Origin of the sequence: Rhizobium sp. N122 (genome assembly GCF_002211295.1) — a bacterium.
Lineage (GTDB): Bacteria > Pseudomonadota > Alphaproteobacteria > Rhizobiales > Rhizobiaceae > Rhizobium.
Window position 1 is genome coordinate 14,157 of sequence record NZ_LOKU01000023.1, and the last position, 11,496, is coordinate 25,652.

Below are 11,496 nucleotides of genomic sequence, written 5' to 3' on the forward strand. Positions count from 1 at the left end.
ATTATGCGCGGGAATCCACGATCCTCAGGTGGCGACCCGGCCGGGCCGCTACGCTCAGTAAAGGCAGTTCCATTTCGCGCTGGCAGTCGGCCAGTAGGTGCGGCGGAAATCGTTTCAATTCCCGCAGTGCATGTTCATGGTTTGCATCTCTGCGCCCCCGCGACTTGAATGCGGAAAAGGTCTGTAGGATATTCCATGTGCTTGCATGGGCCATGTCGAGCCTCCTTTGCTGCATCAGTTCCGATGCGCAGACTATGGGGAGCGATTGACATTCAATCAAACAAAATGATATGCGGTTATAAATCAGAAAAATTGAAAGATGCGACGATGAGCCTTCCCTTTCGCCGTCCCATTCCTTTGCTTGACAACGATGTGCTGCGAACCTTCGTCGCCATCGCCGAGACAGGCAATTTTTCCACAGCCGCCGAGGCGGTCTTCCGCACGCCGTCGGCGGTGTCCATGCAGATCAAGAAGCTCGAGGAGCAACTAGGCGCGACGCTTTTCCTACGCGACGCCCGTTCGGTATCGCTGACGGGCCACGGCGAGATGCTGCTATCTTATGCCCGCAACATCCTGGCACTATCGAATGAGGCGGTGTCGCGCTTCATCATGCCGGAGCTCAGCGGTGTCGTCAGGCTCGGCGCGCCGGAGGATATCGGCGAGCGGCTGTTGCCGAGCATCCTGAAGAGTTTCGCCGAGAGCTATCCGGGCATCATGGTCGACGTGACGATCGACATGAGCATCGGGCTGAAGAGGCGCATGGAGGAACAGCGGCTCGACCTGGCCTTGATCAACTGTGCGACGCGGCCGTTCCCGACAGGCGGCGAGGTGGTGTTCCGCGAGCGGCTGGTCTGGGCCGGCGCCAGATGCGGTTCGGCGCATCGCCGCGATCCCCTGCCGATCTCGATCTGGGAGGATGGCTGCATCTGGCGCCAGGAGGCGCTCTCCCAGCTCGAACGCAATAAGCGGCCCTATCGCGTCGCCTATCTCAGCGGCCACACCATGGCGCAGCGCGCCGCCGTGCTCTCCGATCTTGCCATTGCGCCGCTGCCGCTATCCTATGTCAACGAGGATATGGCGATCCTCGGCCCGCAGGAAGGCCTGCCGGAACTCGGCGCCTTCGATATCCGCCTGCTGACCGCCTCGCAGGTGTCGGGGCCGATCGAGACGGTGGCCGACAGCATTCGCGGCGCTTTTGCCGAGAGAGCAAAGGCGGTCGCCGCCTGAGCATGTCTTTCAGGTTGAACCTTTTGTTCCCTTGTGCGTTATCGGCGCGAACGGCATAAGTGCCGTTCGGGGTTGATTTCAAACAAGGATATTCGAAATGACGACAACGGCCAAAATCGCCGCAGCCTTGATGGTTCTTCTTGCCCTTTCCTCCTGCGGCAACACAATCCGCGGCATAGGAAAAGATACGGCAAACACCGTAAACGCCACCCAGGATGCCGGCCGCTCGGTTGACCGCGCCGCAAAGAAATAATGACCGTTCGGATTCCTCTGGGGATCGTCGGATCACGTATTGACCGGGGACCGGATCAATTCACCGGCGGATAAGCCTTTTCCAGCCCGCCGGATCGGTCGAGACCGGTCCGGAAGGCTTGGTAGGCAGGATGCTGGCTTGAGCGGGCAGTTTCCATCAGCCGGATCTGCAGCCGATCCGGCGCTTGGGCTCCGAGCCATACTCCGAGGTTTTCGAGCTTCAGCGAGTTCAGGAACCGCGAACCGGCTGCGAGATCGAGATGGCGGCGCAGGCCGTCAAGCAGGTTGTCGTCCTGAGCGACATTTTCCATGAGCAGCGTCAGATATGACTTGTCCGTCTCCGACAGCGCGGCGAGCTTTTCCGCAACGGTATCGCGGTCGGGAAAGGGAACGTTGCCTGTCATCTCGAATCGTCCATGCTTGATCGTGTTTTTGTCGTTATAAGCTCGCCTTGACCTTCTCGGCTATATCGGCGGGAACCCATTTCATCCACAGGCCCTCGTAATTGCGAAGGAAATGGATCGCGGCATCCTCGTTGCTTTCGCGGTTTTCGTCTTGCCAGGCCAGCACCTGGTTAATCGTCTGATTGTCCCATTTGCGGGTTTTGAGATAGGTGGTGACGGGTCCGGCACGGCTGGCAAAAGACCTGGTCATCAACGTGAAGGCGCGCGAGACCGGGTAGGAATTGAGTTGCGGCCTGATGCAGCCGGCGACTGCGGTGCAACGGTCCCACTCGGCCTTGTCGTGGCCGACGCCGAAGCTCAGCCGCGTCATGTCGTATTTGCCGAGGACGGCGGTCGGCGCCCAATAGTAACCGAGCCAGCCGACCTTGTTGTCGAAGGCGTAGGCGATCGAAGCGTCCAGCTGTTTGGGGCTGCCGGTTTCGACGAGTTCAAAGCCCTTCTTGTCCGCGGCAAGCGCCTTGAACAGGTTGGCGGTCGATATCTGGCAGCTCCAGTCGGTGGGACAATTGTAGACCGCGCCCTTCGCCGCATCGCCCTCGGCGGGGAAAAGTTCGGGATGCCGCAGCGCATCTTCGACCGAACGGATGTCGGGATGGGCGTCGGCGATGAATTTCGGAATCCACCAGCCCTCGACGGCACCGTCAGCCAGGATCTCGGCTCCCTGCACCAGCCGGCCGGTGTTGACCGCTTGATCGAGCAAGGCCCTGACGGAATTGATCCAGTATTCCGAGGCGATGTCGGGGGTGCCTTTTTCATTCATCGAGGCGAAGGTCGGCAGGGTGTCGCCGTCGACGATGGTGACGGAGCAGCCGTAGCCCTTTTCCAGGATGATCTTGTCGAAGTTCGCCGCAATCCCGGCCGAGGCCCATTTCATCTCAGCGATCGAAACCTTGCCGCATTCTGCGGCTTCGGCCGGCGCGACGGCAGAAAGAGCCGCGGCAAAGACGGCCGGAATCAGAAACGTCTTCATCGTCATTCCCCGAATTCTTCCTTACAGCGCCGCGTCTTTGAGACGCGCTCCGGCAGCTTATCGCAGGTCATGGCTCGAAAATGGCGTTTTTGGGAAGCCTACGCGTTCGCTCGCAGAAATCAACCGTCTTCTGCTAGTGGTTGCGGTACTAAATGATTGAATTCGAATAATTTATCTCAACATTCCGAAAATGGCACCTTTAAGCGGACTGCACGCTGTTGGCGATCGCCGGCGGATGTTCGGCAGAAATTTCGGCGAGAAAGTCAAAAAAGATCAAAATTAACATTTGCGTAAGCCTTCAATAACTCTCCGGTAAGAATGTGCCGTTATCAGTTGGGTCGTGGCGGCAATGACCGCTGCTTGTCCGGTTCAGGTAGTGCGTACCGGAGAAAGCGAGCTTCGCCGTGTAGGGGTGAAGACGCCTGAGTTTTCGGCAAACCGCGCAGAGCCAAGGCCATGCGCGGTTTTCGCGTTTTCAGCTGGCGCCTTGACCTGGGATTGTCGGCCATTGTAGGCCTCGCCTGAACAAAGGACGGATACAGGCCGCCAATGGCAAGAGCGATCATGCTGCAGGGAACCGGCTCGGATGTCGGCAAGACGGTGCTGGTCGCCGGCCTCTGCCGGCTGGCTGCCAATCGGGGCCTCACCGTTCGGCCCTTCAAGCCGCAGAACATGTCGAACAATGCCGCGGTTGCCGATGACGGCGGCGAGATCGGCCGGGCGCAGTGGCTGCAATCGCTGGCGGCGCGCACGCCGTCCTCGGTGCACATGAACCCGGTGCTGCTCAAGCCGCAATCGGAAAACGGCAGCCAGATCATCGTGCAGGGCAGGGTGTTCGGGCAGGCGAAGGGGCGGGACTATCAGCGGCTGAAGCCGCAGCTGCTCGGCGCGGTGCTGGAAAGCTTCGAAAAAGTCGCTGCGGGCGCCGATCTCGTCATCGTCGAGGGTGCCGGATCGCCGGCCGAAATCAATCTCAGGGCCGGCGATATCGCCAATATGGGTTTTGCGACGCGGGCCGGCGTGCCTGTCGTGCTCATCGGCGATATCGACCGCGGCGGCGTCATCGCCTCGCTGGTCGGCACGCATGCGATCCTCGACGAGGCCGACCGGGCGATGATTGCGGGCTATATCATCAACAAGTTCCGCGGCGACACCTCACTGTTTGACGACGGCATCCGCGCCGTCGCAGGCTTTACCGGCTGGCCGTGTTTCGGCGTCGTACCGTGGCTGCCGGGTGCCGCGCGTCTGCCGGCCGAAGATTCGGTCGTGCTCGAACGGCTGGCGAAGGGCGGGGCGGGTGCACTGAAGATCGCCGTGCCGGTGCTGCCGCGCATCGCCAATTTTGACGATCTCGACCCGCTGCGGGCCGAGCCGGACGTCGAACTGGTCTTCGTGCGATCAGGCGAACGGCTGCCTGCCGATGCGAGCCTCGTCATTCTTCCCGGCTCGAAATCGACGATATCGGATCTCGCCGATTTCAGGGCGGAAGGTTGGGACCGGGATCTGCAGGCGCATGTCAGGCGCGGCGGCCGGGTGATCGGCATTTGCGGCGGCTACCAGATGCTCGGCCGCACGGTGCACGATCCGCTCGGTATCGAGGGCGGGACGCTCGAGACGCCGGGGCTGGCGCTTCTCGACGTCGAGACCGAGATGGCGCCTGAGAAAACCCTGCGCAACAGCCATGCCCGCTCGACCGAATACGACGTGCCGCTTGCCGGCTACCAGATCCATCTCGGCATCACCCGCGGCCCGGATTGCGATAGACCTTCGGCGATTATCGACGGCGCGCCCGACGGGGCGCTTTCGGCCGACGGCCGAATCATGGGCGCCTATCTGCACGGGCTCTTCGGCAGCGACGCCTATCGCGCCCGGCTGCTGCAAAGCTTTGGGCTCTCGGGCGAGCAGAGGAATTACCGCGAGAGCGTCGAGCGGGCGCTTGATGAGGTCGCGAGCGACCTGGAGAAGCATCTCGATGCGCGCTGGCTTGCGGGGTTGCTGGGGTAAGCCGGATGTGTGTTGGGTCGTCTGGCCTCGCAGGGATGAGGATGGGCAAGGCGCTGCCACTTGTCCCTTCTCCCCGAGGGGAGAAGAGGGAGCCAAGCCTCCATCATTCCACGGTTAGTGTTTCATTCCACTCTTGCCAAATTGGTTGACTGAGTCCATTAATTCCCTCCCCACGAGAGTCCGGGCGAGAGTATAACCATGAGCGTATCGGATAGATTTTCACTGGCAGGTCAGGTGGCGCTGGTGACCGGCGGTGGCCGTGGTCTGGGCTTCGAGATGGCGCGCGCCCTTGCGGAGGCCGGCGCCCATGTCATCGTTACCGGCCGCACGGCGGCGACGCTGGAAGATGCGGTAAACATCATTCGCGCCGCGGGCGGCACGGCGGAGGCTGCGGCCTTCGATATCGCCGACCGCGAAGCGCAGCGTGCTGTGATGGCCGATATCGACCACAGCCACGGCCGCCTCGATATTCTGATCAACAATGTCGGCGCCCGCGACAGACGGCCGTTGGCCGAATTCGACGATGACGCGATCATCGAACTGCTGCGCACCGATCTGGCCGCCGCGATGATGCTTTCGCGGGACGCCGCCGTGCTGATGAAGCGGCGCAATTATGGCCGCTTGATCGCGGTGACCTCGATCAGCGGTCATGTCGTCATGCCCGGCGACTGCGTCTATCCGGCGGCAAAGCAGGGCCTGACGGGACTGATGCGCGGCATGGCGGTCGAATTCGGTCCGTACGGCATCACCAGCAACGCGATTGCGCCTGGCTGGTTCGCCACGGAGACGAATGCGGCGATGGCCGCGAACGAGGAATTGATGCCCTTCGTGCGCCAGCGCATTCCGGTCCAGCGCTGGGGACGCCCCGACGAGATCGCCGGCGCGGCGCTGTTTCTTGCAAGCGGCGGCGCCTCCTTCGTCAACGGCCACGTGCTGACTGTCGACGGCGGCATGACCGTCAGGATGTGAGCCGTCATCGACCGCTGGAAATATCGACGGGAGGCGGCTATCTATCGATGTGGTGGCAGCCCGGTTCGGTACCGCCGCCCATTTGCCCGATTTGCGGACATAAGGTTGCGCCGGCTCATGTGGAGATTCGAAAATTAGCGACCATATTCAATGGATTATAGAGCAGGGAATCACCAGCGAGCATATTGGCGACCTCGTTTCCGGCCTGTGCGAGCGGCTGATCGCGGACGGGTTTCCGATCTGGCGGGCGAGCATCAGAATGCCGTCCCTGCATCCCATGTATCGCGGCGTCGCGGCCAATTTCATGCGGGGCGGTGAGACCGTCCTTGAAAATGCGGAGCACGGCAGCGAGACGGAGCGTGACTTCGAGAGGACGCCGATCTTTTACCTCTTGAGCCGCGGCGAAAGAACGGGGCGATGGAATTTGGCGAGCGGCGAGGGGCTCGACTATACCGAACTCAACGAATTCGCGCTTTCCGGGGGCACGGATCACGTCATCAGCCTGTTCGAATTCCCGAAGGAAGTCGCGTTGCGAGGGCTCGGCTTCTCGCTGACGAGCGATGCGCCCGGCGGATTTTCCGATGATCAGCTGGCGATTGTCGCGGCGCTATTCCCGGCGCTTGGACTGGCGGCCTACCGCGTGGCGGTTTCGAAGACAGCGACCGATATCCTCGCGGTCTATACCGGCGCCAGGACGAGCGCGCGCATCCTTGCCGGCGAAACCCGCAGGGGAATGGGCGGTTCCATCGATGCCGCCATCCTGCTGGCCGACCTTCGCAATTTCACGGCTTTGACCGAGGTTTATCAGCCAGGCGAGATCGTCGGGTTTCTCAACGAGCATTTCGAGCTGATCGGCCGGCATGTCGAGGAAAACTCCGGCGAGATCCTCAAGTTCATGGGCGACAGCGTGCTGGCGATCTTTCCGACCGAGGCCGAGGACCCGCAAAAGGCCTGCAAGGCGGCATTGGCTTCGGCGCAGAATCTGCTGAAGGCCAACGAAGAGCTCAATCGCGAGCGGACGCGCAACGGAGGTCCCGATATCGGCATCGATGTTGTGCTGCATCTCGGCGAGGTTTTCTACGGAAATGTCGGCGCCCACGGCAGGCTCGACTTCACGGTGATCGGCAGGGCCGTCAACGAAGCGTCGCGGCTGGAAAAGCTCTGCGGCACGCTTGAGCAGCACCTGTTGCTGTCCGAGAGCTTCGCGACGACCTGTGCCGTGGATTGCGAGTATCTCGGATCCTTCGAATTGCGCGGGGTTTCGAAGCGGGCCGACGTCTTCAAGATCGCCGACGCCGGAGCAACGCAAGCGAGGGGTCAGATCTCGCCCGAGACCTCTCGGCGGCGGCGGTCGAGTTCTTCGCTGTAACGGCGCAGCGTATAACTTTCGCTGAGCTGGCCGATCACCTTCCGTTCGATCAGGTTGTTGACGACGGCGAGTGCTTCGCTTTCGCTCTTGTCGAAGATCGCCGCCGCCTGCCGGGCATTCATCTGCGGCTGCAGGAAATCGTTGCGATAGTGGATGAAGTCGGCCAGCGTCTTGCCCTCGTCCTGGGTGTCGGTCGGATTGGCGTAGATCTCCGGCACCAGCACGAGGCCGGCATATTTGTCGCTCTCCTCGACGAGAATGACACGCTGGGTTGAGCCGATCGGGAAGGCCTGCTTGAATTCCTCCAGCGAGATGCCAGCCCTTGCCGTCTTGACGTCGGCGCGCATCAGCTTGTCCACCGTCAGGTTACGGATCCAGCCGACGTCATGGGCGCTGCGGATGCTTTCGCCGCGCAGATGGAAGCGCCATGTGGCGAAGGAGTAGCCGAAGGTCGAGCGCACGACGAGCGAGGAGGTGATGACGGCGGCGAGCACCAGCGCCGTGATCGGGAAGTCGCCGGTAATTTCGAGCGCCAGGAACGTCATCGTCAGCGGCCCGCCGATGACGGCGACGGCAAGCGAACTCATGCCGACCACGGCATAGATGACCGGCGTCAGCGTCGCATCGGCGAAATAGGGACCGCAATAGGCGAAGAGCTTGCCGAGCAGAGCGCCCATGAACAGCGAGGCGAAGAACAGGCCGCCCCTGAAGCCCGATCCGATCGAGATCGCCGAGGCCAAGGATTTCAACAGGAGGAGGCCGACCAGCGCCGGGATGGCCACGTCGCGGGAAAGGTTGAGATGCAGCGCGCCGTGGCCGGCCGACAGCACCTGCGGCGAGATTATCGCCAGCAGCCCGACGATGATACCGCCGAGGGCGGGACGGAAGGGCGGGGCGATCGAGCTCTTGCGCGCCAGTTCTTCGACGAAGGAGACGCCCTGCATGATCAGGATGCCGACGCCGGCGCAGCAAGCGCCGAGCAGCAGCGCCGGGATATAATCGGCCGGCACGACTGCGCCGAAGCTGCCGATATCGATGCTGAAATCGCCTTCGGCCAGCAGCCTTGCGATCAAAGTGGAAACGAGGGCCGAGACGACCACAGGGGTCAGCGACACGATCGTATAGGTACCGATGATCAGCTCGAAAGCATAGAAGGCGCCGGTCAGCGGCGCGTTGAAGGCGGCGGCGATGGCGCCGGCTGCGCCGCAGCCGACGAGGATGCGCAGATCCGAGCGGCGGAGCTGCAGCTTCAGGCCGAATTTCGAGGCAAGGCCGGCGGCAAGCTGGGTGTAGCCGGCCTCCAGGCCGACGGAGGCACCGAAGCCGTTGGAGATCAGGTTCTGCACGGCGACGATGATGCTGTCGGTCAAGGACAGGCGGCCGCCATGCAGCGCATTGGCCTCGATGGGGTCGACCATCGGTTTCTTGCGGCGTTTGGCCAAAATGAAGAGCAACAGGCCGAGCAGAATGCCGCCGATGACGGGGGCGGTCAGCAGCAGCAGCTTGTCGTCGATCACCGATGAGCTCAGCCTTTCACTGTCGGCTATGCCGAAGACCAACTGGTGCAGCTCATTCGAAACGTAGCTCATGCCGGTGACCGCAAGCCCTGAGGCGATGCCGACGACGGCGCCCGCCAGCGACAGGCCGATTTCGCTGCGGCGAGTCAGGGCGCGCAGCCGCGCCGGGTCGAAGAAGACACGCAGCGCACGGAAACGGCGCCGATCCAATTTCATAAGCATGGCTAGACAACTAGGCAGGAAGAGGCCCGGTCAAGGGCGATGGCGCAGACCGCTTGCGACGTAATTGCGGCGAAAAGCTGGCGAGCGGGTCAATTAATTATGACGTAAGTAACTGATAAAAGACGATGTTTTAGGTAGACTAAGTCGTCTTGCCGGCGTTGCTCCGCCTGGCTGGCCATTCGCGGTCGTATCGGCCGGTTGACTTCACCCGTGAGCTTGCCTAACCATCTTTGGAATAACGGATGGTTCCGGATCGGTGTTACGCCTTTCCGGATGAAAAGGGAATGTGACGGGGCGGACCCAAACCGGGCGCCTTCATCACAGCCGACCCCGCGACTGTAGAGCGGTCAGGGTCTTCCATCCGGCATCCAGCCCTTCCGGCCGGCAGTCTGCAATGGTGCAGGCGGGCAGGGCGGGCGACATGCCGGAAAAGCCACTGGACATGCATGGTGATCAACCGGGGTCGGACGCCTCTATTTCTACGAATCGTCCACCTCTTCGCCGATGCGGCCGGGAAGGCGAGGCAGATCCGCTGGCACGATCAGGGGCGACCGGTTTCCGGTCTGTCCCGATCGCGGCCGACACCCGCGAGCCAGGAGACCTGCCATTCGTGCCGGGCGAGAAGCCCAACCCTGGGCACTATGCCCGTTGCCAGCACGGAGGTTGTTTTGGCTGAACGATTGAATTCGGCGCGGCTTGGTGCGGTGCATATTTTCCCCTTCTCCCCCGCGGGGAGAAGGTGGCCCGAAGGGTCGGATGAGGGGGCCGCACGGCACCTCCGTCATTTTGCCCTTCGCTTGCGCTCAGTGCATTCGCGGCTTCGCCGCTCACCCCCTCAACCGCCTGCCGGCACCTTCTCCCCGCTGGGGAGAACAGGGATGTGGCACCGCCGCGCCCTCTCTAGCGGGAGTGCTTGCGTATGACGATCGCTTTCACCAACACCACCTTCATCCTCGGCGGCGCACGCTCCGGCAAATCCCGCTTTGCCGAATCTTTTGTCGTTGCAACCGGCCTCGATCGTCACTACCTCGCGACCGGCCGGGCGTGGGACGAGGAGATGCAGGCGCGGATTGCCCAGCACAGAGCCGATCGCGGTCCGTCCTGGACGACGCATGAGGAGCCGCTCAATCTTGTTGGCAAGCTCGCCGCCATCGACGGCGAGGGGCGTATCGTGCTGATCGACTGCCTGACGCTCTGGGTCACCAATCTGATGATGGAGGAGCGCGATATGGCGGGGGAATTTGCAGCACTCGCCGATTTTCTGCCGCGCGTAAAGGCGCGGCTCGTTTTCGTTTCCAACGAGGTCGGCCTCGGCATCGTGCCCGACAACCGCATGGCGCGGGATTTTCGCGATCATGCCGGCCGTCTCCACCAGTTGATCGCGGCAAATGCCGCCGAAGTCTATTTCATTGCGGCAGGCCTGCCGCTGAAAATGAAGGGTTAAATCCATGAACCAGCAGAAAATTCCCGCAACCGTCATCACCGGCTTCCTTGGCGCCGGCAAGACGACGATGATCCGCAATCTGCTCACCAATGCCGGCGGCAAGAAGATCGCGCTGATCATCAACGAGTTCGGCGATCTCGGCGTCGACGGCGAGGTGCTGAAGGGCTGCGGCGCTGAAAACTGCAGCGAGGACGATATCATCGAGCTGACCAATGGCTGCATCTGCTGCACAGTTGCCGACGACTTCATCCCGACGATGACAAAGCTCCTGGAACGCGAACAGCGGCCCGACCATATCGTCATCGAAACCTCCGGCCTTGCTTTGCCGCAGCCGCTGGTCGCGGCCTTCAACTGGCCTGACATCCGCACCCAGGTCACCGTCGACGGCGTCATTACGGTGGTCGACAGCGCCGCCGTCGCCGCCGGCCGTTTCGCCGACGACCACGATGCTGTCGAGGCGGCGCGCGGCGAGGATGAATCGCTCGATCACGAGAGCCCGATCGAGGAACTGTTCGAGGATCAGCTCACCTGCGCCGATCTGATCGTGCTCAACAAGACCGACCTGATCGACGTGGCCGGTCTTAGCCGGGTGCGCGACGAGGTCGCCTCTCGCACCGCACGCAAGCCGGCGATGATCGAGGCGCGGAACGGCGAGGTGCCGGCCGGCATCCTGCTCGGTCTCGGCATCGGCACGGAGGACGATATCGCCAATCGCAAGTCGCATCATGAGCTCGAGCATGAGGACGGGACGCCGCACGATCATGACGAGTTCGACAGCTTCGTCGTCGATCTCGGACCAATTGCCGATCCCGCCGGTTTCGTCGAGGCGCTGAAAGCCGTCATATCAACCCATGACGTGCTGCGCCTCAAGGGCTTCGTCGACGTTGCCGGCAAGCCGATGCGCCTGCAGCTCCAGGCCGTCGGCAGCCGCATCGACCACTATTTCGATCGCGCCTGGACGCCTGGGGAAAAGCGCGGCACACGCCTCGTCGTCATCGGCCTGCATGAGATGGATGAGGCCGCTGTACGGATGGCGATCGAGGCGCTGGCATAAACCC

The 11,496-nt window shown here is 62.2% G+C and carries 11 protein-coding genes and 1 riboswitch; of the genes, 7 read left to right on the forward strand and 4 right to left on the reverse strand.

Going from position 1 to position 11,496, the window contains the following annotated elements:
- Nucleotide 1: 1 nt before the first annotated feature.
- A complete protein-coding gene (locus tag ATY75_RS35095; protein ID WP_088938715.1) occupies nt 2-214 on the reverse strand; it encodes a hypothetical protein in 213 nt (70 codons plus the stop codon).
- A 71-nt stretch (nt 215-285) separates the two neighbouring features.
- Between ATY75_RS35095 and ATY75_RS16875 the strand changes: the two genes are divergently transcribed.
- Nucleotides 286-1,227, forward strand: coding sequence for a LysR family transcriptional regulator (locus ATY75_RS16875; RefSeq protein WP_190241373.1), 942 nt, complete (start codon nt 286-288; stop codon nt 1,225-1,227).
- Between the two features lie 97 nt (nt 1,228-1,324).
- Nucleotides 1,325-1,480, forward strand: coding sequence for a hypothetical protein (locus tag ATY75_RS16880; RefSeq protein ID WP_003540537.1), 156 nt, complete (start codon nt 1,325-1,327; stop codon nt 1,478-1,480).
- Nucleotides 1,481-1,535: 55 nt separating this feature from the next.
- Here ATY75_RS16880 and ATY75_RS16885 read toward each other — a convergent pair whose 3' ends face one another.
- Nucleotides 1,536-1,883 carry a hypothetical protein gene (locus ATY75_RS16885; protein WP_088938459.1) on the reverse strand — a complete coding sequence of 116 codons (348 nt, stop codon included), beginning with the start codon at nt 1,881-1,883 and terminating at the stop codon, nt 1,536-1,538.
- Between the two features lie 34 nt (nt 1,884-1,917).
- Complete coding sequence (locus tag ATY75_RS16890) at nt 1,918-2,919, reverse strand: glycine betaine ABC transporter substrate-binding protein (RefSeq protein WP_190241374.1); 1,002 nt, start codon at nt 2,917-2,919, stop codon at nt 1,918-1,920.
- A 543-nt stretch (nt 2,920-3,462) separates the two neighbouring features.
- Here ATY75_RS16890 and ATY75_RS16895 point away from each other — a divergent pair.
- The 3 genes from ATY75_RS16895 to ATY75_RS16905 all read left to right on the forward strand — a co-directional run bounded on the left by ATY75_RS16895 (nt 3,463) and on the right by ATY75_RS16905 (nt 7,255).
- Complete coding sequence (locus ATY75_RS16895) at nt 3,463-4,917, forward strand: cobyric acid synthase (protein ID WP_088938460.1); 1,455 nt, start codon at nt 3,463-3,465, stop codon at nt 4,915-4,917.
- A gap of 198 nt (nt 4,918-5,115) precedes the next feature.
- On the forward strand, nt 5,116-5,886 hold the full coding sequence (locus tag ATY75_RS16900) for an SDR family oxidoreductase (protein WP_088938461.1): 771 nt from the start codon (nt 5,116-5,118) through the stop codon (nt 5,884-5,886).
- Nucleotides 5,887-6,103: 217 nt separating this feature from the next.
- On the forward strand, nt 6,104-7,255 hold the full coding sequence (locus tag ATY75_RS16905; RefSeq protein WP_245317597.1) for an adenylate/guanylate cyclase domain-containing protein: 1,152 nt from the start codon (nt 6,104-6,106) through the stop codon (nt 7,253-7,255).
- On the opposite strand, the gene ATY75_RS16910 is transcribed toward ATY75_RS16905, so the two are convergent.
- Entirely contained in the window at nt 7,204-8,994 is a 1,791-nt protein-coding gene (locus tag ATY75_RS16910; RefSeq protein ID WP_088938462.1) for a chloride channel protein, read from the reverse strand. The genes ATY75_RS16905 and ATY75_RS16910 overlap by 52 nt on opposite strands.
- A 226-nt stretch (nt 8,995-9,220) precedes the next feature.
- Nucleotides 9,221-9,618: riboswitch (cobalamin riboswitch) on the forward strand.
- A gap of 295 nt (nt 9,619-9,913) precedes the next feature.
- On the opposite strand from ATY75_RS16910, the gene cobU reads away from it, so the two are divergent.
- A complete protein-coding gene (gene cobU / locus ATY75_RS16915) occupies nt 9,914-10,438 on the forward strand; it encodes a bifunctional adenosylcobinamide kinase/adenosylcobinamide-phosphate guanylyltransferase (protein ID WP_088938463.1) in 525 nt (174 codons plus the stop codon).
- 4 nt (nt 10,439-10,442) lie between these two features.
- Nucleotides 10,443-11,492: a cobalamin biosynthesis protein CobW gene (cobW, locus tag ATY75_RS16920; RefSeq protein WP_088938464.1), complete on the forward strand. Its 1,050-nt coding sequence runs from the start codon at nt 10,443-10,445 to the stop codon at nt 11,490-11,492.
- Nucleotides 11,493-11,496 lie beyond the last annotated feature (4 nt).